Source organism: Methylobacterium sp. J-078 (assembly GCF_022829285.1).
In the GTDB taxonomy this organism is placed as follows: Bacteria; Pseudomonadota; Alphaproteobacteria; order Rhizobiales; family Beijerinckiaceae; genus Methylobacterium.
Window position 1 is genome coordinate 20,194 of sequence record NZ_JAKSYI010000121.1, and the last position, 12,452, is coordinate 32,645.

A 12,452-nucleotide genomic window follows, 5' to 3' on the forward strand; every position below is an offset into this window, starting at 1 on the left:
GGGACATCCGTGCTCGGCTACATCCTGCGCCGCATCGCGCTCATGGTCCCCACCATCTTCGGGATCATGCTGATCACCTTCGTCATCGTGCAGTTCGCCCCCGGTGGCCCGGTGGAGCGGGTGCTGGCCCAGCTCCAGGGCCAGAACGAGGGTAGCCTGTCGCGGGTGACCGGCGGGGCCGGCGACCTCGGCGGAGCGGCCCGCAGCTCCGGCGGCGGCGAAACCAGTGCCCGCTATCGTGGCGCGCAGGGCCTCGACCCGGCCTTCATCAAGAAGCTCGAGCAGCAATTCGGCTTCGACAAGCCAGCCCCCGAGCGCTTCGCCAAGATGATCTGGGACTACGTCCGCTTCGACTTCGGCAACAGCTACTTTCGCGATGTGTCGGTGCTGCAGCTGATCCGCGAGCGCCTGCCGGTATCGATATCGCTGGGCCTGTGGATGACCCTGATCTCCTACGCCATCTCGATTCCGCTGGGCATCCGCAAGGCGGTGCATGACGGCTCGCGCTTCGACCTCTGGACCTCGACCGTGGTCATCGTCGGCTACGCGATCCCGAGCTTCCTGTTCGGCATCGCGTTGATCATCCTGTTCGCTGGCGGCTCCTTCGTACAGATCTTCCCGATCCGCGGCCTGACCAGCGAGAACTTCGACTCCCTGAGCCTCTGGGGCAAGGCGGTCGACTACGCCTGGCACATGACGCTGCCGCTCACCGCCCTGGTGCTCGGCGCCTTCGCGACCTCGACCCTGCTGACCAAGAACTCCTTCCTCGACGAGATCCGCAAGCAGTACGTGCTCACCGCGCGGATGAAGGGTCTCTCCGAGCGCCGGGTTCTCTACGGTCACGTCTTCCGCAACGCCATGCTCATCGTCATCGCGGGCTTTCCGGCAGCCTTCATCTCGGCCTTCTTCACCGGCTCGCTCCTCATCGAGACGATCTTCTCCCTCGATGGTCTCGGGCTCCTGTCCTTCACCTCCATCGTCGGTCGCGACTACCCCGTGGTGTTCGCGACCCTGTACATCTTCTCCCTGCTCGGGCTGGCGGTGAACCTGCTCTCCGACCTGATCTACACCTGGATTGACCCGCGCATCGACTTCTCGGCGCGGGCGACGTGACCGCCCTTCCCCTCGTCATCCGGCACGAACACGCGGGCGACGCCGAGGCGATCGAGCGGCTCCATGCCCGTGCCTTCGGCCCCGGGCGCTTCGCCCGGACCGCCTACCGCCTGCGCGAGGGCACGATGCCGGTGGCCGAGCTCTGCTTCACTGCCCTGGTGGCGACCTACCTCGTCGGGTCGGTCCGGGTGGGCCCGGCCGAGGCGGGCGATCCACTCCTGGTGCTCGGCCCCCTCACCGTCGATCCGAGCTTCGAGGGGCGTGGCATCGGTGCCGCCCTGATGACGGCCTGCCTCGACGCGGCGACCGCCGCCGGCCACGGCCTCGTCATCCTCATCGGGGACGCGCCCTACTACCGGCGCTTCGGCTTCGCGCCGATCCCGTCTGGGCGCCTCGTGCCGCCCTCCCCCGTCGATCCGGCTCGCTTCCTGTGGCGCGAACTCAGGCACGGTGCGGCCGCCACCGTCTCGGGGAACGTGACCGCCCTCCGCCGGCGTTGATCCGCTGAGGGCGCCCCCCCCGGCGCCGGCAGGGACCACACCCCGATGGATGATTCGGCGATCCGGCACGACACGATCACGGCCAACGGCGTCGCGCTCCACGTGGCCCGCCTCGGGCGCGGGCGCCCGCTGGTGCTGCTGCATGGCTGGCCGGAATTCTGGCTGACCTGGGATCCGGTGATGCGGCGCCTCGCGGACCGCTTCGAACTGATCGCGCCGGACCTCCGCGGCTTCGGCGCCAGCGCGAAACCCGATCCCCAGCCCTCCGACAAGGCCAGCGCCGACGTGCATGCGGCCGACATCGTCGCCCTGCTCGATGCCCTCGGCATCGCCCGGGCCGGCATCGTCGGACACGATGTCGGGGCCTACGTGATCCAGGCCCTCGGCCGGATTGCACCGGAACGGCTGACCGGGCTGTTCACCTTCGACTGTCCCTATCCGGGCATCGGGCCGCGCCTCGCAGCCCCCGAGATGCTCGCGGAGATCTGGTATCAATCCTACCACGTCAAGCCCTTCGCGGCGGCGCAGGTCGGAGCCTCGCGCGAGGGCTGCCGGCTCTATATCGGCCACTTCCTGCGCCACTGGGCCGGCGGCAACCCGGCCGCCTTCGACGATGTGCTGGAAGCCTTCGTCGATAACTTCCTGGCCCCGGGCAATCTGCAGGGCGGCTTCAACTGGTACGTCAGCGCGCAGGCCGGGCGCTTGGCCATGATCCGGGGCGAGGCGCCCCGCCTCCCGCCGATCCCGGTTCCGACCTGCATCCGTTGGGGCGATTCCGATCCGCTGTTTCCCGTCGCCTGGACCGATCGCCTCGGCGAGACCTTTTCGGACCTCGACCTCGCGCTCCTCGAAGGAGTCGGGCACTTCCCCCATCGGGAGGACCCTGACCGGGCCGCGGCCGAGATCGCGCGGTTCTTCGAACGACTGCCGGGGTGAGTCCTATGCGGCCCGACCGCGCCGTCCTTCCACCAGCCACATCGCCAGCACAGCGGCCGCCAGGGCGGCGAGCGCCCACAGGCCCAGCGCGAGGGGATAGACCTCGACGCCGCGGATATTGGCGCTGTCGCTCGGGCGGAAACCGATCCAGTCGGCGCCGCCGAGGCGGCCGCTCCGGACCGATTGCAGGCGCGGCACGACGATGCCGCCCCCGGCCTCCGCCACCCGGCGGATCGAGCCGCCGGTGCCCTCGGCCAGGGCCTTCAGGCGCTCGGTGTCGCTGAAGACGTCGGCGAGCTCGCGCGGGTTCGGCGGCCCGACGCTGACGAAGGCGACCAGGGTGCCGGAGCGCAGGGTGTGCAGGCCGAGCTCGGTGGCCTCGAAGGTCGTCGAGAACAGGCCCGGCTCGCCCTGCGCCAGAGTCAGAGTGCGTTGGGCGCCGGTCGGGCCCGTGACGGTGACGGGCTCCACGGTGTCGGCCATGGTCTGGCGCTCCACGCGAACCTCGCGGCCATGCCCGGTGGTCTGGGCCCGCAGGGCTTCCTCCTCCAGGGCCGGCTCCTTCATGAGCCAGTGCCCGAGGCGGCGCAGCAGGTCGAGATAAGGCCCGCCCTCCTGGTAACCACGGGCCCACAGCCAGGCATGGTCCGAGGTGAGCAGCGCGACCCGACCCTTCTCCTCACGGGACAGGGCCAGCAGCGGCAGAGCGTTCGGTCCCTGCAGGATCGGCTGGATGCCGGGCCTCACCTGTGTCGAGACGATGCGGAGCCAATCGCCCCAGGCCGGCGGTGAGGCTTCGGAGCCCGGGAGTGCGCGAGTCACCGGGTGGCGGTTACCGATGTTGGTGAGCGAGGCCTTGTAGGGCTGCTCGACCACCCGCCCGTTGGGCTCGCCAGGCAGGATCGCGGCGAGGCGCGTGCGCGACAGGCTCGAGGGCGAGGCGAATTCGGGACCTGCCGCGATCAGCAGGGCGCCGCCCTCGCGGACGTAACGGACGATGTTGTCGAAGTAGGCCGAGGGCAGCACGCTCTGGTTGGCGTAGCGGTCGAAGATGATCAGGTCGAAATCCTTGATCTTCTGGACGAACAGCTCGCGCGTCGGGAAGGCGATCAGGGAGAGTTCGGAGATCGGCGTGCCGTCCTGCTTCTCCGGCGGGCGCAGGATGGTGAAGTGGACGAGGTCGACGTTGGCGTCGGACTTCAGCAGGTTGCGCCAGGTGCGCTCGCCCTGGTGCGGCTCGCCCGAGACGAGGAGCACCCGCAGCTTCTCGCGGATGCCCTCGATGGGCAGGACCGCGCGGTTGTTGATGGTGGTGAGCTCACCCGGCAGGGGCTCGACCTCGATCTCGACCACGTTGGGCCCGCCATGCTCGATCCGCATGGTCAGGGAGAAGGGCTGACCCGTGGGGAAGGTCCGGCGCCCGACCTCTTCGCCATCGCGACGCACGGTGACGGTGGCGCTGCCGGTGCCGCCGCGCTCCATCACCTCGGCCCGGATGGTAAGGTCGCGCCCGACGATGCCGAAGCGCGGCGCCTCGATGAGCTTGATCTGCCGGTCGCGCTCGTCCGGATGCCCCGTGACGAGGACGTGGAGCGGGCCTTTCAGGCCCAGGGCGGCCACCGAGGCGGGGATGTCGTGCACCACGCCGTCCGTGAGCATGACGACGCCCGCCAGCCGCTCGGCCGGCACGTCGGCCAGCGCCTGCGATAGGGCGGTGAACAGCCGGGTGCCCTCGTCGCCGTCCTTGGCGTCGGGCACGTCGATGAAGCGCGGCTCGATGTTGGTCAGGGCCCCGAAGCGACGCTGCAACTCGGCGCGCACCGCATCGGTCATGGCCGGGCGGTCGCCCAGCGCCTGCGAGCCCGAGCGGTCGACCACGATGGCGGCGATGTCTTTCACCGGCTCGCGGTCCTCGCGCACCAGCGACGGGTTGGCGATCGCCAGCAGCACCAGGGCCAGGGCGAGCGCCCGCAGGATCGCGGTGCGGCCCCGGGCCAGAAAGGCCAGCACGGCGAAGACCGTGACGAGCACGCCAAAGCCGATCAGCACCGGCCAGGGCACGAGAGGGGTGAAGCTGAGGCTCAGCATGGGCGCGGTGCCTCCGGTACAGAATTTATCACTGGCCCAGCCGCTCCAGCAGCGCCGGGACGTGGACCTGATCGGCCTTGTAGTTGCCGGTGAGGGTGTAGATCACGAAATTGATGCCGCCGCGAAAGGCCATCTCGCGCTGGCGCTGGTCGCCGCCGACGATGGGGTAAAGCGGCTCGCCGCGCTTGCCCACCGCCCAGGCAGCGGCGAGGTCGTTGCTCGTGATGACGATGGGCGAGACACCGTCGCCGGCCCGGGCGGGACGGCGCTCGGTGCCCTCGCCCGCTGGCGGCAGGGTTTCGACCCAGGTTTGGCCGGTGGCGTAGCGGCCGGGGAAGTTGTCGACGAGGTAGAAGGCCTTAGTCAGCACGTGGTCGGGCGGCACCGGCTCCAGTTCAGGCACCTCCAGCGTCGCCAGCATCTTGCGCAGATAAGCCCCCTCCGGAGTCGGCGGACCACCCGGCCGCGCGGTGAGTGCATCGCGGGTGTCGAAGATCACGGTGCCGCCGTTGCGCATGAAGGCGTCGATGCGCCGGATCGCGGCCTCGCTCGGCTGCGGCCGCCCGGCGACGATGGGCCAGTAGATCAGCGGATAGAAGGCGAGTTCGTCCTTGGCGGGGTCGATGCCGATCGGGTCGCCGGGCTCCAGGGCGGTGCGGCTCGCCAGCATCTGGGTCAGGCCGGAGAGGCCGGCCCGGCTCGCGGTGTCGGCCGCTTCGTCGCCGGTCACGACGTAGGCCAGTCGGGTCGCCAGGGCCGAATCGAACGCGCCGGCGCGGGCCGACGCGGCCGGCTGTGCCTGGACCGGCATCGGCATACCGACCAGGGCGCCGAGGGCAAGGCCGGCGAGGACGATCACCGCCGGGCGCGAGACGAAGCCCCGTCCGCGCCGGAGGAAGCCGCCGAGCCAGAGGCCCGCGAGGGTGTCGAGGATGAGGAGCATCAGGGCCAGGGTGAAGAGGGTGGCGCGCATGTCGAGGGTCTCGGCCCCGGCGAGGGAGCCGAGGCGGGCGCCGGACAAGGCGGCGAAGTCGAGGGGCTTCAACCGGTCCGCCATCCCCAGGGCGTTGACCGCGATGCCCCCATCGGCCGGGCCGTAGAAGCCCGGCGGATGCTCCAGGGTGGCCCGCTCGGCGTGATCGGCCGAGACCGCCGTGGCGCCGGCCGGCGGCGCCCCGAGGGCGCCGAACCCATCGAGGGTGAGGCGCGGCGCGAGCACGGCGGTTGCCCGCGTGCCGGCATCGCCCACCGGCAGGGCCTTGGCGCCGGCCAGATTCACCACACGACGCAGCATGTCGATGAACAGGCCCGACAGGGGCAGGTTCGACCAGGTCGTGTCGGCGGTGACGTGGAAGAGCACGACGAGGCCCTGCCCGCGCTTCTGCGCGGTCACGATGGGCGTCCCGTCCTGGAGCGAGGCCCAGGTCCGGCCCGGCAGGTCACCGTCGGGCTCGGCCAGGATCTGCCGGCGCACACCGATATCGACCGGCGGCGTCAGGCCGGCGAAGGGACTCTCGGGCGCGAAGGGCGCCAGCGTCTTGGGGCTGTCCCACGAGAGCGTGCCGCCCAGCGTGCGGCCGCCGCGTCGCAGGCGCACGGGCACGAGGGGATCGTTGCCGGCGGCGAGGCGCGGTCCGGCGAAGCGCAGCAGGAGACCGCCGTCGTCGACGAACTGCTCGACGCGGGCGAGCGTCGGCCCGTCGAGGGCGCCGACATCGGCGAGAACGAGGACGGATACCTGGTTGTCGAGGAGTTGCCCGATCGAGTCCGCGATTCCCTTGGCGCCCCGGGGCTCCTGCACGTCGGCATAGGGGCCGAGCGCCCGAGACAGATAGTAGGTCGGCGCCAGCAGGGGCTGGGCCTGGTCGCTGGTCCCGCCGAAGACGAGGCCGACGCGGCGGCGCTTGCCGCGCTCGTCGACCAGGGTCACGGCGCCGGCCGAACGCTCGGACGCGACCTCGATGCGACTGATGCTGTTGCGCAGCTCCACCGGCAGGTCGAAGCCGACTTCGGTCTCGGTGGCGTCCGGCGCGAAGGTGAAGCCGTGCTCGGCCAGGGGCAGGCCCTTCTGATCGAGGGCCCGCACGAGGCCGGAGTCGCGACCGTTGGCGGCGGCCCGCAGGACATGCGCGGTGAGCCGGCCGCCGGCCTCGGCGGCCGAGAGTGCGAGCGCCGGGGGCTGGTCGGCCTTCAGGATGGTGAGTACGGCCCCGGTCCGGCCGACGAGGTCGGCGAGGCTCTTGCCGAACGTCTCTTCGCCCGGGCCCGCGACGCCGTCGCTGATCCAGAGGATGGCGGTGCTCGGGCTGCGCTCCAGGAAAGTGGTGAGCGACGGCAGGTGCGCGGCGCGGTCGGCCAGATGCGGACGGGGCACGATGGCGCGCAGGCGCTCCAGCGCTGCGGCCGGCACCCGGGCCTCCAGGACGGCAACCGGCTCGGCGAGCGCGGTCACCGCCACGGGCCGACCGTCGCGGGCCGCCCCCTCGATCGCGTCGGTGGCGACCCGGAGACGGTCGCGCCAGTCGTGGGCGGCGGTGAATCCGTTGTCGAGGACCACGAGGAGCGGCGTGCGCCCGGCGGCGGCGCCCGTACCGGACGGATTCCAGACCGGGCCGGACACAGCCAGTATCAGGCAGGCGGCCGCGAGAATTCGTAGGATCAGCAGCCAGGGCGGCGTCCGGGCCGGCGTCTCGCGCTTGCCGAGGAGGTCGGCCATGATCCGCAGCGGCGGGAAGTCGATGCGGCGCGGTCGCGGCGGGGTCACCCGCAGGAGGAACCACAGGGCCGGCAGGGCGACGAGCGCGGCGAGCGCCAGGGGCGCGGCGAAGGTGAGAGGCAATCCGAGCATGCGGCGATCCTCAGCCGGTCCCGCGCGCCGCGGCGACGAGGGTGAGAAGGCGAAGGGCCGCCTCGCTCGCCGGCCGGTCGGTGCGATGGATCGTCAGGGTCCAGCCCTGGGTCCGGGCGATCTCCGCGAGGCGATCGCGATGGGCGGCGATCCGCACCCGGTAGGCCTCGCCCCAGGCCCCGGCATCGCCGACATTGAGGCTGAGCTTCGATTCGAGATCGTGCAGGACCGCCTGCCCCGAGAACGGAAAGGTCTCCTCGACGGGATCGACGATCATCACAAGGTGACCCCGCGTGCCCCGTCCGGCGAGCCGGTCCACCGACGCCTTCACGGCCTCGGGCGGCGACAGGAAATCGCTGATCAGCACGGCCTCGTCGAACCGGCCCGGCGTGGCGGGCGGCGGGGCGTCGTCGTCCTGCCCCTTGCCGTCGGCCACGAGGGCGTGGGCCATGGTCTCGACGATGCGGCGCGAGGCGGTGGCGCGGGTGAGGCCGAGCAGGCCGGTGCGCTCGCCGCCCTCCACGAGGGCATCGGCCAGCGCGAAACCGAGCACCAGGGCGCGCTCCACCTTGGGCACCTGCGCCAGGTGCGAGGCAAAGCCCATGGAGGCGGAACGGTCGATCCAGAACCAGATGTTGTGGGTGGCTTCCCACTCGCGCTCGCGGACATACAGCCGGTCGTCTCGGGCCGAGCGGCGCCAGTCGATGCGCGCGGCGGCCTCGCCGGCGACGAAGGGCCGGAACTGCCAGAAGCTCTCGCCCGGCCCGGCCCGGCGGCGGCCGTGAATGCCGTGGGCCAGCGTCGAGGACACCCGGCGGGATTCGAGAATCAGCCGCGGCATCCGCTCGGCCAGGGCGAGCGCGCTCTCGGTCTCGCGGCGCCCCGGAGTGCGGCCGCTTCGGTCGAGGACCTGGGTGGCGCCGCCGCCGGGCCGGGGAATCGCCATGACCTAGATTCCCATGCCCTAGAGCTTGCCGGCGAGCTGGGCGATGAGGCCCGGGATGGTCTCGCCGTCGGCGCGTGCCGCGAAGCTCAGCGCCATGCGGTGCTTCAGCACCGGTTCGGCCAGTGCCTTCACGTCTTCGATGGAGGGGGCGACGCGGCCCTCGATCAGGGCGCGGGCACGCACCGCCAGGGTGAGCGCCTGGCTGGCACGGGGACCCGGTCCCCAGAGCAGCTTGCCCTTGAGCGCGGGATCGCCGCCCTCGGGGCGCGCAGCGCGCACGAGGTCGAGGATGGCATCGACCACCGCGTCGCCGACGGGCAGGCGGCGCACGAGGCGCTGGGCCGTGAGCAGCGCCTCGGTGGACATGACCGCCTGCGGCTTGTGCTCGTCGATTCCGGTGGTCTCGATCAGGATGCGGCGCTCGGCGGCCCGGTCGGGATAGCCGACGTCGATCTCCAGGAGGAAGCGGTCGAGCTGCGCCTCGGGCAGCGGATAGGTGCCCTCCTGCTCGATCGGGTTCTGGGTGGCCAGCACGTGGAAGGGACGCGGCAGGTCGTGGCGCTCGCCCGCCACCGAGACGAAGTGCTCCTGCATCGCCTGGAGCAGGGCCGATTGCGTGCGAGGGCTGGCGCGGTTGATCTCGTCGGCCATCAGGAGCTGGGTGAAGACCGGGCCCTTGACGAAGCGGAACGAGCGGTGGCGATCCGCATCCTCGTCGAGGATCTCGGTGCCGAGGATGTCGGACGGCATCAGGTCCGGCGTGAACTGCACCCGGCGGGCATCGAGACCGAGGACGGTGCCCAGCGTCTCCACGAGCTTGGTCTTGGCGAGGCCCGGCAGGCCGACAAGGAGGCCGTGGCCGCCGGCCAGGATCGTCACCAGGGCGAGATCGACCACCTGCTCCTGGCCGAAGATGACCTTGTGAATCGCCTCGCGGGCCTGCCCCACCGAGCCGAGACAGGCTTCCGCCGTGGCGACGATGCCGTCATCGAGGGTGGTGGCTGGCTGGGGGCCCTGAATCATGCGTGTCGGTCCTGGCTTCTCCGCGCCGGCCGTTGAGGGCCGCGCGCAGCGGGAATGCGCCGTCGAGGGGCGGGCCTGGCGTCGGCCGTCTGCTCGGGAGTGTGGCGCCCTTTCCGGCACGCTGGCAAGGTCGGCGCGACGACGCAGGGTTCAGGCCTGCGCAACGGGACGCTCCGGCAGGTCGCCGATCACCGGCAGCACCGTTCCCCCACCGCCCGGATGCGCTATCTTCCAGCCATGACCGAAACTGCCCAGCCCCTCGGAGATCCCACGATCGACCGGCTCAGCGCCGCCCTCGGAGATGTCGCGCGGCGCGGCCCGCCGCCGGTGGAGCGCTGGAACCCGCCCTTCTGTGGGGCGATCGACGTGCGGATCGCCGCCGACGGGACTTGGCATCACGACGGCGCGCCGATCCGCCGCCCGGCCCTGGTCAAGCTGTTCGCCTCGATCCTTCGGCGCGAGCCGGACGGCGGGTACGTCCTGGTCACTCCCGTGGAGAGCGTCGGCATCACGGTGGAGGATGCGCCCTTCGTCGCCGTGGAGATGGCGGTCGAGGGCGCGGGTCCGGAGCGGCGCATCGCCTTCCGCACCAATGTCGACGACCTCGTCCCGGTCGATGCCGACCACGCCCTGCGCTTCGAGCAGGATGCGGGCGGCGGCCTGCGCCCTTACGTTCACGTCCGCCGCGACCTCTGGGCGCTGCTGACCCGGGCGCTGACCTACGATCTCCTCGCGCTGGCCGAGGAGCGGGACGGCTGGCTCGGCGTCGCGGCCGGGAGTGCCTTCCACCGCATCGCGCCAGCCGAGAGCGCATGACGCAGGACGACCCGCTGGCGGACCTCCTCGCCCGGGCCGCCGCGCACCTGTCCGCGGAGCCGCCGGGCGACAGCGCCCCGACCGCGAATCCCCGCGGCGATCACGACCTCGACGGACTCGCGGCGGCGGTGGTGCCGGAGCGCCCGCACCGGCGCGCCGCGGTGCTCGTGCCCGTGCTGCCCCGGGCGGACGGCCTCCACGTCCTGTTCACCGTGCGGGCGGCGCATCTGCGCGACCATTCGGGACAGATCGCGTTTCCGGGCGGCAAGATCGACGCCGACGACGCGAGTCCGGCCCATGCCGCCCTGCGGGAGGCCCGGGAGGAGGTCGGACTTGTCGCAGAGGCGATCCGTGTGCTCGGCTATCTCGATCCCTATCTCTCGGCCACGGGGTTCCTCGTCCTACCCGTCCTCGGCCTCGTCGACCCGAGGGCGGACCTGACCCTGAATCCGGACGAGGTCGCCGCCACCTTCGAGGTGCCCTTGAGCCATCTCCTCGACCCGAACCAGCGCCGCATCGAGAGTGCGGTCTGGCGCGGGCGGCAGCGGCGCTACTACGCCATCACCTACGGCGAGTTCCGGATCTGGGGCGTCACCGCGGGAATCGTGAACAATTTGCGGGAGCGCCTCTTCCCCTGACGCCGCCCCCGTCCCCTCGCCGTTCGAGACATTCATGATCCGCCGCGTCCTCGAAGAACTCCTGATCTTCCTCTCGCCGTTCCTGCTCTTCGCGTTCTACCTGGCAATCCGCGGGCGGCGGCCGGATCAGCGCATGCACTGGGAGGGTCAGGGTTTCCGGCTGACCCTTGCGGGGATCGCCCTGGTGATTCTCTCGCTGGTGGCGACGGGGCTCTTCAGCGAGCGTCATCGCGGTGGCTACGTGCCGCCGCACCTGGAGAATGGACAGGTCGTGCCCGGACGTTTCCAGTGAGCGGGCACGCCCTCGCGGTGTCGGGTCTTGCACACCTTCTCGACAGGCCCGGCGTGCGACGCGTTCTCGCCGCCCTGGACGCGGAGGGCGAAACGACCCGACTCGTCGGCGGCTGCGTGCGCGACGCCCTGCTCGGGCGCACCGGGGACGACATCGACCTGACAACGACGCTGCTGCCGCAGGCGGTGATCACCCGCGCCGAAGCGGCGGGGTTACGCGCCGTCCCGACCGGAATCGACCACGGCACAGTCACTCTGCTCGCGGACGACGCCACCTTCGAGGTGACGACCCTGCGGGAGGATGTGGAAACCGACGGCCGCCACGCCGTTGTTCGGTTCGGCCGCGACTTCGCCCTCGATGCCCAACGCCGCGACTTCACCATCAACGCGCTCTCCCTCGCGCCCGATGGGACCCTCCACGACACGACCGGCGGGGTCGAGGACCTGCGTGCTGGGCGCGTCCGCTTCATCGGCGAGGCCCGGACGCGCATCCGCGAGGACGCCCTGCGTATCCTGCGGTTCTTCCGGTTTCAGGCCCGCTACGGAACGGGATCGCCGGATCCGGAGGGGTTGTCCGCCTGCGTCGCCGCCCGCGACGCCCTGGACGGGCTTTCGCGCGAGCGCATCCGGGCGGAGATCCTCAAGCTGCTGCTGGCTCCGGGGGCGCCGGCCGCCATCGAGACCCTGAGCGAGACCGGGCTGCTGATGCGGCTGATCGGCGGCCTCGGCGACCGCGGCCGCTTCCTCCGCGCCCTCGCGGACGGCCTGGAGACGTCGGCGATCGAGCGGCTGGGGGCGTTGGCGATCTGGTCCGATGCGGATGCGGAGCGGCTGGAGCTCAGGCTACGGCTCTCGAAGGCCGAGCGCGCGGCGCTCGTGGCCTACGGGCGTGCGCTCGGTGCCCTGCACGGACGGGCCGCGATCGACGCCTTGGAGATGCGCCGGCTGGCCGCCGACCATGATGCTCGCGCCCTCGGGATCGCGCGCATCGCGACTCGTACGGAACCATACCCGGTACTGACGCCGGAAGCGGATCTCTATCTCGACGATCTGGTGCGTGGCCGCGTCGCGGCGCCGACGTTTCCCCTCGCGGGCGCCGATCTGGTGGCGCGGGGCGTTCGGGCTGGTCCGGGGATCGGCCGCAGGCTCGCCCGGGCGCGTGCCCTGTGGCTGGCGCTCGGCTGCCCGGAGGATGCGGCCGCCCGCGAGACCCTGCTTGAGCGCGCGACCGGATAGGGTTTTGATGCCGATCG

Annotated in this window: 11 protein-coding genes; 7 read left to right on the forward strand and 4 right to left on the reverse strand. The window is 71.6% G+C overall.

Annotated elements, in window-relative coordinates:
* Positions 1–9: 9 nt before the first annotated feature.
* The 3 genes from MKK58_RS22145 to MKK58_RS22155 are packed head-to-tail and all read left to right on the forward strand — an operon-like array spanning position 10 to position 2,549.
* Positions 10–1,113: a microcin C ABC transporter permease YejB gene (locus MKK58_RS22145; RefSeq protein ID WP_243914879.1), complete on the forward strand. Its 1,104-nt coding sequence runs from the start codon at positions 10–12 to the stop codon at positions 1,111–1,113.
* Positions 1,110–1,613 (forward strand): GNAT family N-acetyltransferase, encoded by a 504-nt coding sequence (locus MKK58_RS22150; RefSeq protein WP_243914880.1) that lies wholly within the window; start codon positions 1,110–1,112, stop codon positions 1,611–1,613. Before MKK58_RS22145 ends, MKK58_RS22150 begins: the two co-directional genes overlap by 4 nt.
* 45 nt (positions 1,614–1,658) lie before the next feature.
* Entirely contained in the window at positions 1,659–2,549 is an 891-nt protein-coding gene (locus MKK58_RS22155) for an alpha/beta fold hydrolase (protein ID WP_243914881.1), read from the forward strand.
* Between the two features lie 3 nt (positions 2,550–2,552).
* On the opposite strand, the gene MKK58_RS22160 is transcribed toward MKK58_RS22155, so the two are convergent.
* The 4 genes from MKK58_RS22160 to MKK58_RS22175 are packed head-to-tail and all read right to left on the reverse strand — an operon-like array spanning position 2,553 to position 9,454.
* A complete protein-coding gene (locus MKK58_RS22160; protein WP_243914884.1) occupies positions 2,553–4,637 on the reverse strand; it encodes a hypothetical protein in 2,085 nt (694 codons plus the stop codon).
* A 28-nt stretch (positions 4,638–4,665) separates the two neighbouring features.
* Complete coding sequence (locus MKK58_RS22165) at positions 4,666–7,485, reverse strand: DUF4159 domain-containing protein (RefSeq protein WP_243914885.1); 2,820 nt, start codon at positions 7,483–7,485, stop codon at positions 4,666–4,668.
* A 10-nt stretch (positions 7,486–7,495) separates the two neighbouring features.
* Positions 7,496–8,431: a DUF58 domain-containing protein gene (locus MKK58_RS22170; RefSeq protein WP_243914887.1), complete on the reverse strand. Its 936-nt coding sequence runs from the start codon at positions 8,429–8,431 to the stop codon at positions 7,496–7,498.
* 18 nt (positions 8,432–8,449) lie between these two features.
* Complete coding sequence (locus tag MKK58_RS22175) at positions 8,450–9,454, reverse strand: AAA family ATPase (RefSeq protein ID WP_243914888.1); 1,005 nt, start codon at positions 9,452–9,454, stop codon at positions 8,450–8,452.
* Between the two features lie 237 nt (positions 9,455–9,691).
* On the opposite strand from MKK58_RS22175, the gene MKK58_RS22180 reads away from it, so the two are divergent.
* Genes MKK58_RS22180 through MKK58_RS22195 form a run of 4 tightly spaced genes read left to right on the forward strand, consistent with a single transcriptional unit; the run spans position 9,692 to position 12,435 of the window.
* On the forward strand, positions 9,692–10,270 hold the full coding sequence (locus MKK58_RS22180; protein WP_243914889.1) for a DUF1285 domain-containing protein: 579 nt from the start codon (positions 9,692–9,694) through the stop codon (positions 10,268–10,270).
* The gene (locus MKK58_RS22185; RefSeq protein WP_243914891.1) at positions 10,267–10,908 is read left to right on the forward strand and encodes a CoA pyrophosphatase; all 642 of its coding nucleotides are present in this window, start codon (positions 10,267–10,269) and stop codon (positions 10,906–10,908) included. Before MKK58_RS22180 ends, MKK58_RS22185 begins: the two co-directional genes overlap by 4 nt.
* 34 nt (positions 10,909–10,942) lie before the next feature.
* On the forward strand, positions 10,943–11,200 hold the full coding sequence (locus MKK58_RS22190; RefSeq protein ID WP_243914892.1) for a DUF6111 family protein: 258 nt from the start codon (positions 10,943–10,945) through the stop codon (positions 11,198–11,200).
* Between the two features lie 53 nt (positions 11,201–11,253).
* Positions 11,254–12,435, forward strand: a complete 1,182-nt coding sequence (locus MKK58_RS22195) for a CCA tRNA nucleotidyltransferase (protein ID WP_243914893.1) — start codon at positions 11,254–11,256, stop codon at positions 12,433–12,435.
* The last annotated feature ends 17 nt before the right edge of the window (positions 12,436–12,452 follow it).

Bases quoted from the DNA above. Each gene is read 5' to 3' on its own strand.
- MKK58_RS22155 (WP_243914881.1), top strand. From the start codon at position 1,659: ATGGATGATTCGGCGATCCGGCACGACACGATCACGGCCAACGGCGTC.
- MKK58_RS22160 (WP_243914884.1), bottom strand. From the start codon at position 4,637: ATGCTGAGCCTCAGCTTCACCCCTCTCGTGCCCTGGCCGGTGCTGATC.
- MKK58_RS22165 (WP_243914885.1), bottom strand. From the start codon at position 7,485: ATGCTCGGATTGCCTCTCACCTTCGCCGCGCCCCTGGCGCTCGCCGCG.
- MKK58_RS22170 (WP_243914887.1), bottom strand. From the start codon at position 8,431: ATGGCGATTCCCCGGCCCGGCGGCGGCGCCACCCAGGTCCTCGACCGA.
- MKK58_RS22175 (WP_243914888.1), bottom strand. From the start codon at position 9,454: ATGATTCAGGGCCCCCAGCCAGCCACCACCCTCGATGACGGCATCGTC.
- MKK58_RS22180 (WP_243914889.1), top strand. From the start codon at position 9,692: ATGACCGAAACTGCCCAGCCCCTCGGAGATCCCACGATCGACCGGCTC.
- MKK58_RS22185 (WP_243914891.1), top strand. From the start codon at position 10,267: ATGACGCAGGACGACCCGCTGGCGGACCTCCTCGCCCGGGCCGCCGCG.
- MKK58_RS22190 (WP_243914892.1), top strand. From the start codon at position 10,943: ATGATCCGCCGCGTCCTCGAAGAACTCCTGATCTTCCTCTCGCCGTTC.